General features: G+C 38.6%; 19 protein-coding genes. 3 read left to right on the top strand and 16 right to left on the bottom strand.

Annotated elements, in window-relative coordinates; translation table 11 throughout:
• Positions 1-130 precede the first annotated feature (130 nt).
• The 6 genes from B3394_RS02170 to B3394_RS02145 form a co-directional block, all read right to left on the bottom strand.
• On the bottom strand, positions 131-583 hold the full coding sequence (locus B3394_RS02170; protein ID WP_286912490.1) for a hypothetical protein: 453 nt from the start codon (positions 581-583) through the stop codon (positions 131-133).
• Between the two features lie 2 nt (positions 584-585).
• Entirely contained in the window at positions 586-4,170 is a 3,585-nt protein-coding gene (locus B3394_RS02165) for a DUF6443 domain-containing protein (RefSeq protein ID WP_286912486.1), read from the bottom strand.
• Position 4,171: 1 nt separating this feature from the next.
• Entirely contained in the window at positions 4,172-7,456 is a 3,285-nt protein-coding gene (locus tag B3394_RS02160; protein WP_286912483.1) for a hypothetical protein, read from the bottom strand.
• A 13-nt stretch (positions 7,457-7,469) separates the two neighbouring features.
• Positions 7,470-9,074 (bottom strand): T9SS type A sorting domain-containing protein, encoded by a 1,605-nt coding sequence (locus tag B3394_RS02155; protein ID WP_286912480.1) that lies wholly within the window; start codon positions 9,072-9,074, stop codon positions 7,470-7,472.
• A 737-nt stretch (positions 9,075-9,811) separates the two neighbouring features.
• A complete protein-coding gene (locus B3394_RS02150) occupies positions 9,812-10,270 on the bottom strand; it encodes a GyrI-like domain-containing protein (protein ID WP_177735064.1) in 459 nt (152 codons plus the stop codon).
• 56 nt (positions 10,271-10,326) lie between these two features.
• Positions 10,327-10,956 carry a hypothetical protein gene (locus B3394_RS02145; RefSeq protein ID WP_286912474.1) on the bottom strand — a complete coding sequence of 210 codons (630 nt, stop codon included), beginning with the start codon at positions 10,954-10,956 and terminating at the stop codon, positions 10,327-10,329.
• A gap of 140 nt (positions 10,957-11,096) precedes the next feature.
• Between B3394_RS02145 and B3394_RS02140 the strand changes: the two genes are divergently transcribed.
• Positions 11,097-11,909 carry a helix-turn-helix transcriptional regulator gene (locus B3394_RS02140; RefSeq protein WP_286912469.1) on the top strand — a complete coding sequence of 271 codons (813 nt, stop codon included), beginning with the start codon at positions 11,097-11,099 and terminating at the stop codon, positions 11,907-11,909.
• Between the two features lie 65 nt (positions 11,910-11,974).
• A complete protein-coding gene (locus tag B3394_RS02135) occupies positions 11,975-12,895 on the top strand; it encodes a tetratricopeptide repeat protein (RefSeq protein ID WP_286912467.1) in 921 nt (306 codons plus the stop codon).
• Between the two features lie 162 nt (positions 12,896-13,057).
• Here the strand turns inward: B3394_RS02135 and B3394_RS02130 are convergent, their stop codons facing one another.
• The 3 genes from B3394_RS02130 to B3394_RS02120 form a co-directional block, all read right to left on the bottom strand.
• Positions 13,058-13,930, bottom strand: coding sequence for a cation diffusion facilitator family transporter (locus B3394_RS02130; RefSeq protein ID WP_273245320.1), 873 nt, complete (start codon positions 13,928-13,930; stop codon positions 13,058-13,060).
• A 120-nt stretch (positions 13,931-14,050) separates the two neighbouring features.
• Complete coding sequence (locus B3394_RS02125; RefSeq protein WP_286912466.1) at positions 14,051-14,863, bottom strand: alpha/beta hydrolase; 813 nt, start codon at positions 14,861-14,863, stop codon at positions 14,051-14,053.
• A 97-nt stretch (positions 14,864-14,960) separates the two neighbouring features.
• The gene (locus B3394_RS02120) at positions 14,961-15,452 is read right to left on the bottom strand and encodes a DUF2867 domain-containing protein (RefSeq protein ID WP_286912460.1); all 492 of its coding nucleotides are present in this window, start codon (positions 15,450-15,452) and stop codon (positions 14,961-14,963) included.
• A gap of 74 nt (positions 15,453-15,526) precedes the next feature.
• On the opposite strand from B3394_RS02120, the gene B3394_RS02115 reads away from it, so the two are divergent.
• Positions 15,527-16,147 (top strand): TetR/AcrR family transcriptional regulator, encoded by a 621-nt coding sequence (locus B3394_RS02115; protein ID WP_286912459.1) that lies wholly within the window; start codon positions 15,527-15,529, stop codon positions 16,145-16,147.
• A gap of 48 nt (positions 16,148-16,195) precedes the next feature.
• Here B3394_RS02115 and B3394_RS02110 read toward each other — a convergent pair whose 3' ends face one another.
• The 7 genes from B3394_RS02110 to B3394_RS02080 form a co-directional block, all read right to left on the bottom strand.
• Positions 16,196-16,567, bottom strand: a complete 372-nt coding sequence (locus B3394_RS02110) for a nuclear transport factor 2 family protein (protein ID WP_286912457.1) — start codon at positions 16,565-16,567, stop codon at positions 16,196-16,198.
• Between the two features lie 78 nt (positions 16,568-16,645).
• Positions 16,646-17,083, bottom strand: a complete 438-nt coding sequence (locus tag B3394_RS02105; protein WP_286912453.1) for an SRPBCC family protein — start codon at positions 17,081-17,083, stop codon at positions 16,646-16,648.
• Between the two features lie 141 nt (positions 17,084-17,224).
• A complete protein-coding gene (locus tag B3394_RS02100) occupies positions 17,225-17,353 on the bottom strand; it encodes a hypothetical protein (RefSeq protein WP_262888425.1) in 129 nt (42 codons plus the stop codon).
• 116 nt (positions 17,354-17,469) lie between these two features.
• Positions 17,470-17,928, bottom strand: a complete 459-nt coding sequence (locus B3394_RS02095; protein ID WP_286912449.1) for an SRPBCC family protein — start codon at positions 17,926-17,928, stop codon at positions 17,470-17,472.
• A gap of 18 nt (positions 17,929-17,946) precedes the next feature.
• A complete protein-coding gene (locus tag B3394_RS02090) occupies positions 17,947-18,810 on the bottom strand; it encodes an alpha/beta hydrolase (RefSeq protein ID WP_286912445.1) in 864 nt (287 codons plus the stop codon).
• Between the two features lie 33 nt (positions 18,811-18,843).
• The gene (locus tag B3394_RS02085; protein WP_286912434.1) at positions 18,844-19,326 is read right to left on the bottom strand and encodes a VOC family protein; all 483 of its coding nucleotides are present in this window, start codon (positions 19,324-19,326) and stop codon (positions 18,844-18,846) included.
• Between the two features lie 198 nt (positions 19,327-19,524).
• Positions 19,525-20,037 (bottom strand): VOC family protein, encoded by a 513-nt coding sequence (locus tag B3394_RS02080; protein ID WP_286912432.1) that lies wholly within the window; start codon positions 20,035-20,037, stop codon positions 19,525-19,527.
• Positions 20,038-20,063 lie beyond the last annotated feature (26 nt).

Here is a 20,063-nt window from a genome sequence, read left to right as displayed (position 1 = left end):
TTGTAGCATTTGTTTATTCTTTACAATGAGGTATTGTTCGATTAAACTATCCAATTGGATTAACATAAGGATGGACACATGTGTTGCGCCCATCCCTGTATCCCGAATGCCGTTGGAAGCGAATTCTTGACTATGAATCTAAATTCATCTTCAACTTTTTATTTAATATCAGATAAAAAACGGTTCCAATAATTAAAAAAGTTAACAGATGTAAGCCAATATTCATTCTTGGATTATCAAATAAGTCAAAAAAAGGTCTAATAATATCAGAATCTATAAACCTAAATAAAACAAAACCAAAGACTAACGATAATATGAAAACTAGCAAATCTAATTTTAAAACTCTATTTAGAATGAACGAAAAAAGTAGTCCAGCTAAATATGTAAAAAAATAGTATGCATTATTAAAAACAATACTCTTTTGAGGGTATTGGCTTTTCTCAAAATCAAAATTATAAAAGTAATCATCTGTATAAGCAAGGAATAAAAGGCCAAATGACCTCATGATAGATAAAACACAATAGAAAAGTAATAACGCTATAATTATCTGCAAAATGTTATTAGAATTTAAAGCTTTTTTCATAATTACAATTTTTTTAATTTTTCATTAAAGTCTCTATCTTGAGACTCGGGTATTTTTTTAAGATTATCAAGAATATCCATTGCGGCAGCTTTAAAATTAGCTCTTGCTTCTTGGTTTGCACGATTCTGAAGTTTGGCATCAACTTTATCAGTACTCATCGTTGACATTGTTGATTTACCTGCTGTTGTTTTTCCATTTGACAACACGTAACCACGTTGAAGGTCTGAGTTTGGTTTTCTTGATACATCATAAGTTGTGCTACTTGAAGTTGATGATACTGTTGCATTATCTGCCACTTTATCCAAATTTACATTCACTGTCGTTGTTGTTGTTTGAGTGGTTACTTTCATAGAGGAAGCATCACTAATATTATCAACTTTATTTCCGCCACTGTCATAATATTGAGAGGTGACATTAGTCACTTTCATACTAACAGAATAAGTGAATTCTGCTGTTCCCCCTTCAGTTAAAATGTTATAGAATGTACTATGCTCATCTTGTTTTTTGGAAAATTCAACTGCTCTTCCATTTCCCGAATTATTAGAAGAAGGAGATAAAACTTTTTGAGAGCCGCAAAGTAAACACTTATTTTCATAACCGACACTAACAGGTCTAATATTTCCTTGAGAACTAGAAGAGATGATTTTTTTAACTGGGTCAGTTGCCATCATCCCATCAGGGTCAATGAAATAAACAGGATTATTGTATGCATAATTATATGGAGACCATCTTCTACTTTGCTCCGCAAGCGGATCAATATTCATCCATCTTCCAATCGTAGGGTCATAATTCCTTGCACCATAGTCATAGACATTAAGGCCTAATTCATCCTGTAATTCCTTTCCGTTAAATTTATACTGATAAGGATTAGGCATACTATTTAGCTGTTCTAAAACAGGAGCGTTATAACCCGGTGACCCGTCCATTGGCATGCTGAACAAATACTCCTGTGTATTATAAGCCTTATGTTTTAATCCAAACGGATAATAATGACTTTCCTCCATGATCTTTACACGGTCAATCACCTTGTCATAGGCCCAGCTTACCCGTATATTCCCCAAATGGTCAGTATAATTAAAGACATAGTTAAAGTGAATATCATCAGTAACCTTAACATAGCCTTCTGCATGCGGGAAAAAAGCCAATTTACTGCTAATATACTGAAATCCGTCTAAATAATCGGTTTTGCTGACATCGCTGCCGTCAGTCACTTTTTTCTGTACCTTAACCCCGGCAGCACTGTAAAGATAATTGATTTTATTTCCGCCGGAAAACGTTATTTCCATTGGTAAGTTCAGATGATTGTACACAATATTCGTAATCTTTTTATTTTCATCTTGAATCATATTCCCGTTAGCATCATAGGCATAATCATTATATGTATTATTGTATCCATTGTCTTTAAATCCTTCCGGATTATTGGTAGTATCGTTTACACGCATCAAACGGTTACCGTTATAAGTATAGGCTAAATCATCGATATCGATTGTAATATTGGGATGATCTAAATTACCGGTACGTTTTAATTTTGTTATATTACCATTTTTATCATAACTGACGGATTCATCATAAGAGTTCGATATTGGTTCATTCGATAATGGTTTTTGATAATAAGCTCCCAATAAGCGGTTTAAATTATCATAACGATAACCATATTTTCGTAGAATGTTGTCACTGGTTGTCTTCCAGAAAGTTTCAGAAATATTCCCGTTATAAAGAGGTTTTACCTGACCATAGACACTTGCTGTACCATAATACACAGTGCCATCTTCGTCTGTTTCGGTTACCTGATTATAGTTGATTTTATAACCAAATAAATCGGTTTCTTCCATTCGCAGTACCGGATCTCCCACAGGACTGATGTTATTGATATCGGTCAGCCAGCCACGAACATTGTAACGGTAATCTACTTTCTGATATCCTATAGCTCCTGTTGCATCCGGACCTCCTATATTCTTAGAAATTAACAACCCTAATTCATCATAAGTGTTTTTAGTAATTAACTCTTCAGGACCACCATTAATTTGCTGTTTGTGTAATAGTAACCGATCCTGATTTGTATAAGTGTAAGTATGTGTGATTAGAATCTCAGTATTAGTATTACTCCTTTTATGAGTGGTTTTACTATACTCTGTTTTACCTGTGAAATCGACTTTTTTATCAATTTGAGTATAACCACCGAAATGATTGTTAATACGATTTCGAATTGACCTTTCTTTTTTATCATAAAAATCATAGGTAAGCTGGTTGTTGGTCTCATTCGTTGAGGTCAAAATCCTGTTCCAGGTTCCTGTTATATGCCCCTTAACATTTTGTTGAACCGACTGTCCTTCTATTTGCTGCGGAACTACAGGTGCATTCGGATAGGTATAGTTATCATAATAATTAATACTTAATATATGGTATGAACCTGTAGGGAAAACAGTATTGGTATAAGCTATAGACACATTGTTGATGACACCTGTACCTGTTTTATTTTCATTTAATACCGTTGCAGCATTATGGATGTCTTGCACTGCTTTTCTACCTGTAGTATTAGCCGGATGACCGGTGTACCAACCGGTGTAGATATTCTTATTGTAAGCATCATATTTATTTATGATCCATCCTTCTGTATTATTATTTGTAAATGGAGAAAAAACAGGCCCTGTAGCTACAATCCGGTCCAATTTGTCATATATAATGAATTCCCATTGTTTTCCCGGCATTTTTTTCTCTACAAGCCTGTTGTTTTTATCATGTTTATACTGATAACACAAATCATTTAATTGCGTTAACGGGGCAGTCGCTAACGGAGGGATAACGTAGGTCAGGTTGCCGTAAATATCGTATACATAATAAGTGTCATGTGCTCCGTTATTGTACGATCGTTTTAAAATTATCCTGTCTTCTTTGTCTTTATACTCTTCTGTTGTATTATTAGTGCCAGATATCCAGTTTTCATTTTTTATAACCTTCTTATAAAGTTGACCGGGGGAATACGTACCGCTTTGAACCAGATTAATATCATAAAGACCTTTAGCATTATCCCATGTTGTTACTGCTTTGAAAAAAATTACAGCATCAGTACTTTTATTAAAAAAGTAACTATTTCGTATCTCATGTCCGGTGCCGACTGCCCAGGTGTTACCCGAAGCCGACTGTACCATAACCTTATCTAAAGAAGATTCCTCATATACCTTTTCGCTATAGGGATAGGCAGTCGTTTCGAAATAAGGATTACCTGTTACCGAAGACAGTACGTTGTAATAATTATGGGTATCATTCTTTGCTGAAGTAATGAAATTTAAAGAAGGAGCTTGATTGACATAAGATAAATATTCTTTTGATTGTCTGAAAAACGCATCATACTCAATATGGGTAATAATATCGTTTCCTGAGGCTGACTGTTTGTGGCTAATTTGCTGTATTGGTCTGCCAAGTCCATCAATATAACTAAGGTCAATTTTTGCCTGACTCAAAGCAGGTGTAGCGATTCCGTTTAAAACCGGAACTTTATAACGGGTTGTTTTTATCCAATTTTTATCAGGACTCTGCCCAAAAATAAGAATCGGAAACAATAATAAATAGTAAAATATCTTTTTCATATTAATTCTTATAATGGTATTCATTTTCTTTTAAAATATACTTATCATCGTCTTTGGTGTTTTTTAGCCTGCCATAAGGATCATATTCATAATAGGTAGTGTTACCTTTGGGATCGGTTATAGAACTCACACCAATTAAAGGCTTATGGGTATAGGTTGTTACCATACCATTTGGTAATGAATTTCTAAGATTATTCAAAGCAATAATTAAGTTTGCTTCTGTATCACTATTTGATTTAGATTGCAAATTGTTTATTGTAGTAAGCGGAATATCAGTATATGCTGCATTTTCAATTTTTGCAATCAACAATGTTTTATTGTATCCCCATATATAAGAGATTTTAGCTCCGTTTTGCTGTTGTGCTTCCAAATAGTTCCCGTTAGAGGTGTCCACCAAATTGTATATAATCTTATCTTCCAGATTATTCGCAGCTTTTGCTGTTTGTACAATACACGGAAGAATAATGTTATTCCCCCAGTTTTTATATAATGCCCGTTTGGTAAAAATCAATTGGTTGTTTTTAAAGGTATTGATCTGCACGGGTGTATTGATGTTGTTTTTCTGTTTTAATGCGATAAAAGCATTAAACGGCGCTGTGGCCAACGATCCGTTTGGTAAACTATTAATGGTTGTTATATCATCCGGATAGTACACATTTGTCATTTTAGTTTCACCAATACCATTATCTATATTTTCCAAAGATGATTTAATTAAACCCCTGTTGTTATAAGTATATTTTATCCCTTTACTGAGTTCATCACCTTCTGAATATTCTTTTATGGTTTCTGACGCTAACAGGTAATTACTTATTTTATACTTCTTCTTTACGGCAAAAAGTACTCCGATGTTATTTTCATTTTGCACACGCCATGGATGTGTAATTGGCTGATAAAATGATTTTTCATTATAGACCACATCATTGTATGTATTTACCGTTTTCTTGACCAGAAGATTGCTCTGATTGAAAATATTTTCTTCTAACAATTTTCCTCTTTTATAAGAATTATCAGTGAAAATATTCCCTCCCATACCGCTATTGGCTTTAATAAAAGGACTCATACAAATATTGGTTGTAGCCAGATAGATTTCACAGATGCTTACAGGCAGATCGTATGGATCGGCTTTAAAAATTTTATTTTTAAAATTATTGGTCTCGCTTGATGTATAAAAAAATTCTTTGTATCCATTGCCAGTTTCTCTTTCAATAACTCTGGAGTACCCTACAAAAGCACCCGAAGTGATATCTTCTGCCAGGTTACTCTTATCTAATAGTTTCCATTCATTAGTGTCATAAACCACATTTCCAATAGTTGTTATTGTAGCAGGGATGTCTTCATCAAGTCCTTGATTAGTTTGATACTGTACATTAAAAGCCTTTACTAAAGGATGCCCAAAAAATGGAAAATTGTCGAGATTTCCTGAGCTCAGTTGATTATCTTTTTTATACTCATATTCCAAGTATCTGCTATTCCCTAAACCATCGTTTAAAATTTGTTTTTTTATCCTTATTCCTCCACCTTTAATATCAATACCATTAATATTAAAAGTATTCGATTCATATTCGAATTCTGAAAAACCTCCTGTTGGATATTCAACTTTTTTAAGCGACCATGCTTTAGAGAATTCATTTGCCTCTCTATTAAAATAGCCATTTATAGTAGCATTTGGAATATTAGGTATCAGGAAAGGTAAAAGCGATTGCTCTTCTTTATTCGGATAATAATATAATTTAGGATTAGGCGTAAGGCTTAATAGCGTTGGTATATTTGAAACGTCAGCAGAATTATTATAATACCCGAGAAAATCAACTGAAAAGGAGTTAATAGGAGGTAATTTTATGTTTTCAATATAAGTAAAAATGTATGGTTTTTTTCCAGATTCTTCAATACTTGACAGTTTTAGCCTTTTGTAACGGTAAGGATTATATTCATTATCTGGATTAAACTCTCCTACATTATAACTGGAATTAAAATAATCATATTTGAAAGCTACTGTTTTAATAATTTCGTTTTTGAAATTTTTAACGGTCATCTGTGTTAAAAAATCACCATTATAAATATCTTCCCGAGTATTCCCAATCCCCGAATTTGCACCTTCATTATTGTTATACTTAAAAGTGATTTCTCCTTTATCAAAAACAATTCTGCTTAATCGTTTTTTTTGAACATCAACTCTACTATCACTATTTAGTGTATAGTCTACGATACTTGATCCTCCTCCTGTCCAATAACGGGTACAATTGTTAACCGTAAGTGCATCAGAATAAGGTATTCTGAAATAGTTAAAAAAGCGCTGGGTTCTTTTTATAGTATTCTCATAAAGAATATTTTCGTTGAAAGGATTGGAATGAGTGGTATCATAATAAAATTGGACTTTCTTACCTGTATTAGTATCCTCTATTTTTGTAATATGCCAAGCAGAAATCTGGGCTGGATATTGATTTATAAAACCTCCGGGTGTAAAAGAGTACTCTCCCAGAAAGCCTGTTGCAAAAAAAGTCGCAGATAAATCGAAATCACTGAATGTATATTTAATTCCATCCGGTGTGGTAACTATTATTGTAAAAAAATCCTGAGTTGGAAATTCATATAAATAGATATTACCATTAGGATAATTTTTACCGTAAAAATTGGTGTTGAATAAAGCTTTTCCTTTAACTGCCGAGATTATTGTTCCCTTTGGCGCTAACTCCACAGGTGTATTTATATCCTGAAATATAAAACTAGTACTGTAATTATTGGAATGGAAGTTATAAGTATCGGGTAAAAAATCAACCTTTCTTCGATCAAAAGTCATCTCACTGTTAGTTTTCTGAATCAAAAAGTGACCTAAATTGCCTCTTACTGAACTTGCACTACCAACATTAAAATTTTTATTCTGTTCTACCGCATCAGTGAATACATAATCTGTGTCAATCTGATTAAAACCAATGCTGTTAAAATCATTGGCTTGATTTACAATTCTGGTGATTACCGTTTTTGATAAATTCCACCCGAGTCCAACATCAGAAGCAGACTGATCAACTTTAATACCTCCCGAATCATAAGATAGGGTTATCGGGTAGTTAATATTTCCCGTTTCAATATTATAGAGTGGTATTGATATATCTGCTTTGCCAACATAATGGTTTACTTTTTTTAAATTATGCTTTTCAAAACTAAAAACATCAGGATTGGAGATTGTAGCATAATTAAGTTTATCATTAATATCTTTTACAGTTTGTGAACGTAAACTGTAGACTACAAGTAGTAACATAACCACTTGGACTATTATATGTTTTTTCATAATTATCTATTTACTATTTATTGTGGCTTATACTTTTAATCACTTTTACAGAATCCGTTTGCAGATTGGTACGGATCTCTACGATATAAATCCCTTCCGGGTAATGGCTTAGGTCTACCGGAACAGTACGGCTGTCAATAGCAAACTGCTGCAACTGACGCCCGGACAGGTCAAATACCGAAGCGGTACCGCTTTGAAATTCATAGCCCACCACGATATTGGTAAAGTTTTGTGCCGGATTCGGCAAGGCTTCAATAACCGGTTTCTTTACTTCTTTTTTATAGCGGTCTTTGAGTTTTACCACCCAGAAATCATTCCCGCCATGTCCGCTGCTTTTATCGCGGGAGGGCTTGCCTTTGGAGGTTCCGGCCAGCAGGTAACCGCCATCGCGGGTTTCAATCAGTCCGTTCAGGATGTCTTCGCAATCACTGCCCACGGTCTTGCTCCAGATTTCTTCGCCTTTGGCATTGATCTTTGCCGCTATATAATCGTTGATGTCTTTTTTGTCTTTCTTTCCGTCCGATACCTCCGTTTGGGCATAACCGCCAAGGAGCAGCGTACCGTCTTCATTTTCCACTATCGAGGTCAGCAAATCTACCGCTCCGTAGTTGTAGGTTTCCTGCCAAAGCGTTTGTCCGTTGTCATCCAGACGGACGATCCAGAAATCGGTGCCTTTGGTATTCGCCCGGCTCTTGTCGTTCGAAGGATTCGAATTGGAACTACCACCCAGCACGTAGCCGCCGTTTCGGCTTTGTATCAGCGCACTCAGGTTGTCATCGCCATCACCGCCCAGGGTACGCTGCCATTCGATAGCACCGGCTTTGTCGGTTTTGATGATCCAGTAATCCCCGCCGGTACCGATGTTGTCGCTCTGCTTGTCGCCCGAAGCCGGAGAATTGGAATAACCGCCCAGGATATAGCCGCCGTCTTTGGTTTGTTCCACCGTTTTCAGCTGATCCATATAACGGCCGCCGTAGGTCTTTTGCCATTCGATCGTTCCGGAAGCATTCAGTTTTACGATCCAGTAGTCTAAGTTACCCTGATTAGCTTCGGTTTTGTCACCGGATTTTCCTGAGGAAGAAGATCCGCCAACGATATATCCGCCGTCCTTAGTGGGGCTGATGCAGGCCAGCTGTTCCTGACCGCTGCCGCCAATGGTGCGCTGCCATTGCTCATTGCCTTTGGCATCGAGCTTGATGATCCAGTAGTCGTCCTGACCGCGGGAATCTTCTTTTTTATCGCCGCCTTTCGGTGAGTTAGACACACCGGCCAGGATAAAACCGCCATCGGCCGTGATCCGGGCACTTTGCAGGAAATCCAGTTCGCTGCTGCCAAAGCTTTTTTGCCAGTCGGGACTGCCGTGTTCGTCCATTTTCCAGAGCCAGTAATCGAAATTGCCACCGGATGGTGTTTGCTTGTTTCCGTTCTTGTCGGAAAGAGAGCTTCCTGCCAGTAAGAAACCATAGTCGGGTGTGGGCACAACATGGGTTAAAAACTCGGCATGTTTGCCGCCATACGATTTTTCCCAGATGAGGTCCTGGGACTGAACCGTATAGGTACAAAGAAGTAAGGGCAACAGGGCATACAGCCTGCTACCGGTGCGGTAATTTTGTGTCATATACTGTCTAATTAATATTACAGGAAAAATTATACAGACAATTTGGTACTGTTTTTTTCAGAGAGACTTCCCTTTGGGCATTCATACTCTGCAATTTAGCCCACATAAGGGACTTGTTTTTCAGTAATGCTAAAGGTAGTTTCTTAATAATCGGGCGTATCCCGAAAAAGACGGATACAAAACAGGGGGAGTAAAGCACTCCTGGCTTTTTGACTTTTTGTTGCATGGCGTTTAATTTTAAATTTATGATACAAACAAGTATTTAGAATACTGTTTTATTTCTTTATTCTTCTTGGGGGAGGTATTATATAGGAGGGATATTTTGTAAACCTAAATAAAAAATAATAAAAAAACAATTTTTTGTGTGAAAAAAAATGAAAAAATAATGTTTTTATCTTTAAAAGTGCGATATATAAGGGTTTTTTCTGTAAAAATATTTTGAAAGACAATAAGTAATAGCTTGATTATTGCCCGTGATATTGTCTTTTTTATGCAGATAACAGAATAATGTGTAGGGGGATAATGCAAAAAAAGGAATAATCTTATTGGATTGGGAGGAAGGGAGGATATTTTTTTGACCTATATACTTGAATCTGCAAAGTAAAAAAACGCTACTTCATCCTATAAACAATAAAACGCACTCAATACCAAACACCATACCTGCTTTATAGCAAAAATAATACTTCCTCATCTGAAAAAGACAACCCCAAACCGGGTTGCCTTTTTTGGATGAGACCTTATTGTACCGCAATAAAAATGGCTACAATGGCATTTTCGGGATCCTGTGCTCTTTCGTCATAAACCTCAAAGTCGGCCGTATAGGCACGGTCAATATCGGTATTCCATATTTTGACCCAGGCATCGGCAACTGCTCCCTGGAAAATATTCCCTTCGGCAGTAAATTGCTGATAGTGTCCGGCAGGAATTGTTTTTCCGGTCATGCCTTCCGGAATATCGGTTAAACCGGATACGGCACAGCCTAAAATAGCAGTATACGGTTTGGTGTAATCCTTTTCATAATCGGTATAGATACAGTAAATACTGTCCGAAATTTTGTTCGGAATGTTGGCCGCAATTCCTTCCGACATAAATCGCTGCCAGAGTTTGCCGATATCGGTTGCGGCTTGCTGGTTCTCATTGGTCGTTCTGACGGCTATTCCGATAATGTGGAATGCGGCTGTTGGTTCGGTTTTCATCTTTATTGGAATTTAGTTGCGTAGTCTTATTTTCAAAAGTACTGTTTTTAGAAATATTAAGTGATTACGGTCCAGAAATCCAGCGTCATTTTCGTTTCATCGATCATTTCCATAAGCGGAGTACAGCTGTCGTGAATCAGGTAACCGCCGCAGATCTCCTGGGTTTTCTGAAGGTCTTTTCCAAAAGTTACTTCGGCGTAATGATCGTTCGGAAGGGAGCCTATAAAATGCAGCTGGGTATTTTCAAAAGAATTAAGGTATTCGGTTTCTATAGTGTCGGATATTTTAAGCAAGGTTTCCCGGTCACCGCTTTTTAAGGCAAAAGTACCAAATTCGATACAGGAAATCGTATCCGGCAGCCGGACTGCCGCTTTTTCGATATCCATATAGTTTACGGTCACCGTTTTTCGGTCAATAGCATTCAGGAAAGTCAAAAAAGGAGCTTCTGCGGCAAGCTGTTCGGCTATGTCTTTCAGCACTGCCGCGTTTTCTGCAAAAAGCACATTGGCATATTCGTCTTTGGAATTCTTAACAAGGCAATGCATGACAATTCCTTTTTGCAAATCCAGGAAACCGGCTTCAAAATCGGCTACGGCTTTTAAAAGTTCCTGTTCGGTTATATGTTCCGCTTTTTTAAAACTGGTAAATTCCATTACTTCCGGATTTACTTTTTTTCCTTTTATCATGTTTTGTAGATTAGAATGAATAACAGGACAAAAATAACAGCGGCAGGTGACAACAGTATGTCAGCTGTGCTTTCAAAATTTTAAAAAACAGGGAAGATTTATTTTTGTACATTAGTTCGAAGAATTTTACGAAGGAAAGAATGGCAGTAATTTTTGAAACATTTAAGCCTAAAAATAAGGTCATCGCTACGTATGTGGATTATTATTATCTGGATATCAAACCCACAAACGATATTGCCGGATTTACCTGTTTTCCCCATTTCAATAATACCATTTCCTTATACCGTTCCCATAACAGAATGCCGGATGGTACTATCGTGTATGATAAAGCCGCAAAGGCATTTCAGATATTCACACCGGTCAGGGAAAAGGCACTTCAGGTAAAACAGGCAGGAGCAGTACACCGTGTTGCCATTGTTTTTAATCCGTTGGGAATACAGCAGTTTTTCCGTGACCAGGATTTTTCCGGTTATATAACCGATTTTGATTTTTTTACCGGCAGCGAACTGGATACACTCTTTGCAACGGACAACGTGAGTACACTGGCCAACCTGCTGGATCAGTTTTTACACAACAGGTACCGGGAATATAAAAATGAAGTCCTGGAACAAGCCATTGCTTATATTTTCAGGCATTATGATGATTTTTCCATTGAAGATTTAGGGAAGGAACTGCAGTTGAGTCGCAGGCAGCTGGTCCGTATTTTTAAAACACATTTGGGCATTTCCCCGAAGAAATTCCAGCAGATTGTGCTTTTTAGAAAAACAATGGTGCATAAACTTGCTGCAAACAACAGCCAGAGTTTTACAACATTGGCACATGAATATAATTTCAGTGACCAGGCGCATCTCAACAAAACGTTTGAAAAGTTTACAGCGCATTCACCGAAGCAGTTTTTCAGCAAAGGAACCGTTTTAGGAAAAGAAGACACTTTCTGGCATTTACAGAAATAATTTTCCATGTCCCATTTTTACAAGTTTGTTATACTGAAAAAAAATACCTTGCCGAAAAAAATATAATGAAAAATCCGACTATTCCAAACAAACTACGCTGTGTACAGCCGCAAGCCGGTTTTCTGGCAATCCTCTTATGCTTTTTTTCGTTTCAGACCTTTGCACAAATAAAGGACAACGAAGACCTTCAAAAAATGGCCGATGACGACCAGTCGGAAAGAATGGTCGCTAAAGTAGACTGGGCGGTGCTTAATAAAAAAGACAGCCTGAGACGGAGCAGGGTGACCCGGCTTTATGCAGAAGACAAAGTCAAAACGGCTAAAGATTACCTGAATGCCGGAATCGTGTTCCAGCACGGTAACGATACCGTTGCCTCGGCCATGGCAGTAAAAAGTTTTGAAAAGGCAATAAAACTAGATTCCACATTAAACAGATGGTGGTATGCGGCAGCGGTTGACAGGGATTTGATGCGAAGAGGAAAACCACAGCTTTACGGCACGCAGTTCATAAAGAACAAAGCCGCTGATGGTAAGTGGGTCAGGTATAAAATTGACACGACAAAAGTTACCGATGAAGAGCGAAAATACTACCGTGTGGAAACCCTGAAGGAACAGGAAGAAAAAGAGCGGACAATGAACCTGAAGACAATTTCGTCGTATTATGCCAATCACAATTCTGCCGGTAAAACGGTCGGCCATATCCGGCAGGAATTCAAAAAAGGAAAAAGCTCGGATTATAATATTAATGAAGAGGCGGTAAACAATTTTGCTTACGAACTGCTGAACAGGAACAAGGATGAAGAAGCGCTGCAGGTTTTTAAACTAAACACCGAACTTTATCCAAAAGCCTTTAACACCTTCGACAGTTATGGCGAAGCACTGATGAAAACCGGGCAAAAGAAAAAGGGACTTAAAGCCTATAAAAAATCATTGGAACTGAATCCGGCTAACGATAATGCAAGGGAAATATTGAAAAATAACGGCTAATAAAAAGGTTACACCCGATAGTTTAAAAACAAGCGGCGAAATACGATAACATTATCGGGTTTCGTCGTTTTTTATTTCTGTTACCAACGCAGAAGGATATTGTTTCCTGTTTTTATATTGAAACCGGCAGCCGGTTATAAGAAAGTATTCGGTTTCCTGACGTTATTCGTCATTGGGTTCTATATGAATCAGGATGTGTCCCAGTTCCGGGATTTTATACTTTAAAGTGTCCTGTAGCCGGTGGGAAATCGCATGTCCTTCTTTTACCGAAATGGTAGCATCTACAATAGCGTGTAAGTCCACATGGTACTTCATGCCGGATTTGCGGATATAACATTTTTCGGTATCGATAACGCCTTCTACGCCTACAGAAACGGTACGGATCTCTTCGATCAGGTCGTCATAAAAATGCTCATCCATGATCTCGCCCAAAGCCGGTCTGAAAATCAGGTAACTGTTATAGATAATAAAGAAAGAAGCAAATAAAGCAGCCCAGTCGTCAGCCGATTCATAACCTTTACCGAAGATAAGGGCAATGGAAATTCCGATAAAAGCGGCCAATGAGGTAATGGCGTCGCTTCTGTGGTGCCAGGCATCGGCTTTTAAGGAAGAACTGTTGGTTTCGATTCCTTTTTTGTACACCATCCGGAATGAAATTTCTTTCCAGATAATAATGGCACCTAAAACGATAAGGGTATAGGGTTTCGGAAGGTCGTGCGGTGTCCCGATATTGATGATGCTTTCATAAGCAATAACCGTAGCCGAAGTGATCAGAAAGCCAACCACCAGGAAAGTGATTAACGGTTCTGCGCGTCCGTGTCCGTAAGGATGGTTTTTATCGGCCGGCCGGTTGGCGTATTTTATGCCGAATAAAACCAAAAACGAGGCAAAGATATCGGTAGTCGATTCGATCGCATCGGCAATAAGGGCATAGGAATTACCAAAATAACCGGTAAGTCCTTTTATTAATGCCAGGCATGTATTTCCAATGATACTGAAGTAAGTGGTTCTTATCGCGGTTTGTTCGTTCGTCATCTTAATACATCCAAATTTGCTTCAAAATTACACAAAATATTTAAGCACTATTGTCGCGTTTCGAAATTAGCAACACGATTTTTTGTCCGGTTCCGTTAACTTTTTGAATAGCAGGAGTCGTTAGTACCCGTTCAGGAAAGCATCCATTTGCAGGATGTAAAGATCTCCGAATTGTTCTTTGGTCAGTTTGCTAAAACCTTCCAGATGGTTTCCGTCAAATTCAGATAATTTCCTTTTGGGTGCCATCTGAACAAATTTTTTGCTGTCTTCGGCAGTCGTCATTTTGTCCTGTGTTCCGGCAAACAACAGGTATTGGCAATCAATTTTAGCCGATAGCTTCTGGATGTCAAACCGGTTGTCGGGCAGTATTATTGTTTTGTTTTTGAGTGCCTTTATTTTTTGAGCAATTACAGCCGGATCATAAACCAGTCCTTCTGCAATAACAAAATCAACTTTTTGATGCTGCAATGCCATATTGGTCATGATGGTTCCCATTGATAACGCCCAGATCCCGGTTTTTGGGTTTTTGATAGCGGTTTTGGTCCATTGGATCACCGCTTCTAGATCGGTGGCAAACTCGTTATAATACAGATAATCGTTGTTGATGTCAAACGCATCACTATGCCCGAAACCGCGGTAATCGAACAGTACTACCGTATAGCCGCTATTGGACAATACCCATGCCTGGTTGAGCCAGTAGGACATATTGCCGGAATCGCCATAGGTTAAAATGACGGTTGTTTTTTTATCGGCGGTTTTGTCCGGTGCAATAGTCCAGGAAAGCAGGTTCAGTCCGTCTTTGGTGCTTATTTGCTGTTCTTTATAAGACAATTGCAGGTCTTCCGGTTTGGAAATATAATTCTTGTCCGGTTTTAATGCCCAGCAGTTCGTCATGCTGATTAAAAAGAGGAGTAGGGCTGTCGTTTTCTTCATAAGAATGGATTGTAAAGCAATTGTACTCCTTAAAATTATCAATTATTCTGAATTGTACGACATTGAAACACTTTTTATAAAGGATTAAAGTGCGCAATTAAGGGTTTGCCCTGTATGCCTGTCTGACCATGTTTTTTACCACTAAACGGTGAAACGGTTTTATCAGGGCCATATAATACCGGCCTTTATTGTTGTGGTATTGTACTAAGGTTGTCACCTTTATGTTGTATTGCGGTTCCCGCGTATCGGTAATGACAGCCCTGAAATTAAGATGGCTGTCATCGGCTCCCAAAATGATTTCCCGATTTTCGACGGTATAAACCGTAAAAAAGCCGATCGTGCTTCCAGTCTGGACTCCGGCTACCGGTTCTTGGCGGGGAAGCGGCTTTAATCCGATACATTTCACTAAAAACTGACGGATGACAAAAAGGAATTGTACCCATTTGGGCCTGGTTCCAAAAATTATTTTTGCAATTTCCGAAAGGGAGTCTTTATGATTAGTAGTGGAAAATGTATCTTTAAAATCGATTTGAGCCAGGCTTTTTTGCGCCAGCTCACTGTTAACAATTTGTTCTTCTCTAACTTTCATTGCTTTAAATTTTAGCTAAGATAGCCATAAAATCTGAATTAGTACATGTGTACTAATTTTTCTATTTTTGTACTATGAATAAAACAAAACGAAAAATACTGGATGCCGGTTTATTGTTGTTCAACGAATATGGGCTTTCCAACGTAAGCCAGCGAAAAATATCCGATTACCTGGGAATCAGCCCCGGAAATCTGACCTATCATTTTAAGAAAAAAGAAGCAATAGAGGAAGCTTTATACTTCGAATTGGTTGTGATGATCAGGGACGAATATAAAAAAATGGAGCTGAACGCCGTGAGTTTATCCAACCTGACGGCTTTTGTACACCGGTTTTTTGCGTTGATTTATGAATACCGTTTTGTTTTTCTGGACATTGTTCATATCATACGTACCAATGAAATCATTGCGGCACATTACCGCCAATTGATCATTTCCCGTAAAATGCAGTTTCTGGAAACAATAGAACATTTTATTGCTTCCGATTTATTCCGGGCAGCGGAACTGCCGGATGAATATGCATTCTTATATAAAAGAGTTCAGATCATTTTTGATTTTTACCTTTCTTCGATAGAAATTTCAGAAAAAGGCGTGAATAAAACGCATATTGACCGGCACACAACGATTTTCCTGTATGCTGTCTATCCGTATTTGTCGGCTAAAGGGAAGGAACAGTTTTTTGAGCTGCTGCCGAAATAGCAGTCCTAAAAGAGGTATGCTCCGTTTGTTGTCATTGGAGCATTGCTATCAGGAAACGGTAGTAATATGAGGGAAATTACCAATTACGGTCCATTTGTTGTTTTCATCCATTACTAAGGAAATAAAGGAGGTAAAAGACAATTTTGAACTCTTTAAAAGGGCTTTTACCATAGCAATGGAACCCACATGGTCAAGCTGCACTATTTCCAATGTTCTGGGATTACCGCCAAAGGTTTTTGCTGCCACCAGGGCTATATATTCCTGTTTGTCAAAGATCACGACACCTTTATTTTCGAAAAAACCATGCTGCGTATTTTTAAAATCGGGATGTAATATTCCGGATAATTTTTCGGTATCGCTGTCGTCGCCGGCTTTGATGAATTCGGTTACGGCATTCCGGATTTTTTCATGTTGTTCCATGTCTTGCTTTATTTTGAATATGCTTTAATTGCTAAATGATTCCTGCATACCGGATCTGCTAATGCAAACGATTGGTTATTATTGCTCTGCCAGTTCCTTTACGATGTTCAGGGCTTTTGGAAAAGTCCGGCTAAAATAATCGGAAAAATCTTCCGTAATATCCAGGGCGGCCACTAATTCCGTTGTATTGCCGGTTTCGGTCAGCGTATAGTTTTCGGTATCGCCCGAACATTTTTTGGCTTCTTCGGCTATTGGCTGTTCAACACCGTTTTTAACGTTCCCGATATGGGTAAACGAAATAAACCGCTCCGGAATTAACCGGGTGATGGTGCTGTATATGCCGTTTTTTTCTTCATTCAGGAACAATATTTTACTACCTTCTTTCCAGTCGGAAACCGCATAAGAACCTTCACTAAAAGCAGCGGTCCACAGGCGGTAAGTACTGTCATCCCATAACACAGCCCATACTTTGCTTGCAGGAGCATTGATACTGACTTTAAATTGTATCGTTTTCATTGGATAGTGTTTTACGTTTACTGATTAGTCTTTCCAGATCCGTTTTTTACATGTACCGGTAGGGTTTATCATGCCGTTAAAACGGTAAAGGAAAGGTACGGAATATTTGCTAAAGTGTTGCTGTGTATTGCGTTAAGTGGATTATTCTATTTTGACCGATTTTGTACGCGTAACTATATCATCATCCGTTAGTTCGCTGTAACGGATCAGGACATGCCCTTTGTGTTTTTTGTCAATTTCAATCGGAACCACTTCCTCTTCCCATTGCATGCAATGGGTCGAAAACGGTTTTACAGCATAAATCCATTGTCCGGCTTTTTACAGGCAAAAAGCGAACAGCAGAGCAGTAATCCAAAGCAGGTGAGGAAAATATTTCTCATATAATGCTAATCGGGCTGTTGGTTGAAATCCGGGAAACGATCGGCAACCAGCTGTAAGGCAATGTTGTGCTCCAAAAGTGCCTTTAGCGCAGCCAGAACCAAAGTAAAACCTTCGGTGGCGTTGCGCACATAGGCTATTTTTTCTTCGGTCGTACCGGCAATACCGGAATCGGTAATGCTCACAAAAGTAGTATTGTCCTCACGGGTTGTAAATACCCATTCCACGGTGGTTGGCCATTCAATAACAATACGTTTGTCCGGTTCTACCGTCTTGACGGTTATCCTGGCAGCATGGTTATACATTTCCCAGTCCCATTGTATTTGTTTGCCGGCTTCCAGTGGACCACTACTTTTGGTAAACCAGAATTTAGTGGTAATTTCCGGATTTATAAAGGCTTCAAAAACGTCTGAAACCGGTTTGCGGATCAGCATTTCCGCTTTGGCATGGTATATACTTGTTTCCATGATACCGTTTTTTAGTTGTTATTCCGGCTTAACAGGATTTAGTAACCGGAAGGCATTGTAAACCGCCTGGTGTGTTACCGTGGCGTGGTTTTCTTTCGGAAGAAAATCGAAAAAGACCGTCAGGTTTTTGTTTTTGCCTTTTTTTAGATTTTCCGCCAATTTTTTAGCAGTATCTTCCATTACTAATTTTTCTCTTCCGGGCATAGCACCTTCTTTGCCGACACCAACATACACTTTTGTATTCGGATCGAAATTCAGGGATGCAATACCGCCTGTAACAGCACTTTTGTGCAATAAAGAACCGTTATCCCACCATAAACTCGGACTCATAATGATATAGGTATTGAACAGTTTTGGCTTTGTCAGCAGTATTTCGGTTACCAGTAAGCCGCCCAGTGATTGCCCGATAATGGTTTTAGAAGTGCTCACTTTGTAATTGTTTTCAATATACGGCTGTAATTCTTTTTCGATAAAAGCAATGAACTTGTCCGAACTTCCGGAAGTAGGGGATTCCTTTTTATCAAGCGGAACGGTACTCGGATAGGTAAAATCTCTTCGTCTGTCTACATTGGCAATGCCCACAACAATGGATTTGGGCAATTGGTTGATCCAGGGAAAACTGAAATTGTGTACCAATCCGGTGATGTGGATAAAATCTTCATCGGCCGAACCGTCCAAAAGATAGATTACCGGGTATTTTATAGTATCGTTTGCAGTATAGCCTTCCGGCAAATAAATGTTTAATGTTCTGCTTTCTGAAAGAATGGCGGATTGTACGGCATCGATAGTGCCCAGAATAAACGGTTTACGTTCCTTTTGCTGTGCCATCAGCATTCCGTTGAATCCAAGTATAATCGCCAGTAGTAAGCTTGCTTTTTTCATAAATTATGAGGTTGTTATTTGAATATTTGGCGCTTACGCATCGTAAGCATCCTGCAGGGTTTTAATATCGAGTTTGTCCATTTGAAGCAGCGCCATCATAACGCGATGGGATTTTTCGGTATCACCGGAGCTCATTAAGGTTTCAAGCACTGTCGGAACAATCTGCCAGGAAAGCCCGAATTGATCCAGCAGCCAGCCGCATTTTTGTTTTTGGCCGCCTTCGGAAAGTTTATCCCACAGTTCATCAATTTCTTGCTGTGAATGACAGTTAACCACAAAAGAGACTGCCGGAGTAAAGGCAAATTGCGGTCCGCCGTTCAGGGCAATAAATTCCTGACCTTCCAGCTGGAAACTGGCGGTCATTAATGTTCCGGCAGGAGCGGGTCCGCCTTCACTGTAATAGCTGGTTTTCAGTATTTTTGCATTGTTGAAAATGCTGATATAAAAATTCATGGCTTCTTCTGCCTGATTGTCAAACCAAAGAAAAGGGGTGATTTTCCGGATTAGCTTGTCCATGGGGAAGTTTTTTGATTGTTTTCTCAAAATTAAAGAAATTTCCTAAGGAGTAAAAATATTTTTACGCGGTTTAAACGTTAAAAAGTAATCCGGGATAATAATAATAACAAAAAAAGGAGCGCTGCAAAGGCTCCTGATTTTTAGGTATAGTTGCCGGTTCCGGAATGATGATCGTAGAAATAACAACAATATCGGACGTTATTTACCGGATTTAAAAGTACCGTTGTAGAAGATAATGCGCCATTGGTCCGGATCTTCATAGGTCTGGCTTTTTCCTTCCCAATACGGATTTTCGGGTGCAACAGCGGGAACACCGGCCGCAGCCATTTTCTGTACCGCTTTTTCATATTTTTCCGGAGTGTCAAAATAGAAAACCAGCAGGTTCTCTTTGGTAGGTTCCGGTAAGGGTGCCTTATCCGCATGCTGTGTAAATTCAAGATGGTATTTTTCATCCGGAAGCCCCAGCATTACACCGTCATATCCCTGATGTCCGCTGAAAGCGCCCAATTCTTTTAATCCGATAACTTCTTTATAGAATTTTACAACCTTCTGTAAATTGTTGGTAGGTCTTGCTATCCGGAACTGTACGGCTCCGAGGCTTTCGATGGATGGTGTCATGGGGGATTCGGTTTTAGTGTTGCAGGAATGCGTCAGTATAGCCAGCCCGATAAGCAGGGCGGCTTTTGTTTGAAGAATGCTCCTTTTTTTCATAGTGAATATTTTAAGGCAAAATTCGC

This window comes from Flavobacterium sp. UBA4197, assembly GCF_002379575.1.
Lineage (GTDB): Bacteria > Bacteroidota > Bacteroidia > Flavobacteriales > Flavobacteriaceae > Flavobacterium > Flavobacterium inviolabile.
This window is presented reverse-complemented; position numbering and strand designations above follow the sequence as displayed.

Bases quoted from the DNA above. Each gene is read 5' to 3' on its own strand.
- B3394_RS02170 (WP_286912490.1), bottom strand. From the start codon at position 583: ATGAAAAAAGCTTTAAATTCTAATAACATTTTGCAGATAATTATAGCG.
- B3394_RS02165 (WP_286912486.1), bottom strand. From the start codon at position 4,170: ATGAAAAAGATATTTTACTATTTATTATTGTTTCCGATTCTTATTTTT.
- B3394_RS02160 (WP_286912483.1), bottom strand. From the start codon at position 7,456: ATGAAAAAACATATAATAGTCCAAGTGGTTATGTTACTACTTGTAGTC.
- B3394_RS02155 (WP_286912480.1), bottom strand. From the start codon at position 9,074: ATGACACAAAATTACCGCACCGGTAGCAGGCTGTATGCCCTGTTGCCC.
- B3394_RS02150 (WP_177735064.1), bottom strand. From the start codon at position 10,270: ATGAAAACCGAACCAACAGCCGCATTCCACATTATCGGAATAGCCGTC.
- B3394_RS02145 (WP_286912474.1), bottom strand. From the start codon at position 10,956: ATGATAAAAGGAAAAAAAGTAAATCCGGAAGTAATGGAATTTACCAGT.
- B3394_RS02140 (WP_286912469.1), top strand. From the start codon at position 11,097: ATGGCAGTAATTTTTGAAACATTTAAGCCTAAAAATAAGGTCATCGCT.
- B3394_RS02135 (WP_286912467.1), top strand. From the start codon at position 11,975: ATGAAAAATCCGACTATTCCAAACAAACTACGCTGTGTACAGCCGCAA.
- B3394_RS02130 (WP_273245320.1), bottom strand. From the start codon at position 13,930: ATGACGAACGAACAAACCGCGATAAGAACCACTTACTTCAGTATCATT.
- B3394_RS02125 (WP_286912466.1), bottom strand. From the start codon at position 14,863: ATGAAGAAAACGACAGCCCTACTCCTCTTTTTAATCAGCATGACGAAC.
- B3394_RS02120 (WP_286912460.1), bottom strand. From the start codon at position 15,452: ATGAAAGTTAGAGAAGAACAAATTGTTAACAGTGAGCTGGCGCAAAAA.
- B3394_RS02115 (WP_286912459.1), top strand. From the start codon at position 15,527: ATGAATAAAACAAAACGAAAAATACTGGATGCCGGTTTATTGTTGTTC.
- B3394_RS02110 (WP_286912457.1), bottom strand. From the start codon at position 16,567: ATGGAACAACATGAAAAAATCCGGAATGCCGTAACCGAATTCATCAAA.
- B3394_RS02105 (WP_286912453.1), bottom strand. From the start codon at position 17,083: ATGAAAACGATACAATTTAAAGTCAGTATCAATGCTCCTGCAAGCAAA.
- B3394_RS02100 (WP_262888425.1), bottom strand. From the start codon at position 17,353: ATGCAATGGGAAGAGGAAGTGGTTCCGATTGAAATTGACAAAAAACAC.
- B3394_RS02095 (WP_286912449.1), bottom strand. From the start codon at position 17,928: ATGGAAACAAGTATATACCATGCCAAAGCGGAAATGCTGATCCGCAAA.
- B3394_RS02090 (WP_286912445.1), bottom strand. From the start codon at position 18,810: ATGAAAAAAGCAAGCTTACTACTGGCGATTATACTTGGATTCAACGGA.
- B3394_RS02085 (WP_286912434.1), bottom strand. From the start codon at position 19,326: ATGGACAAGCTAATCCGGAAAATCACCCCTTTTCTTTGGTTTGACAAT.
- B3394_RS02080 (WP_286912432.1), bottom strand. From the start codon at position 20,037: ATGAAAAAAAGGAGCATTCTTCAAACAAAAGCCGCCCTGCTTATCGGG.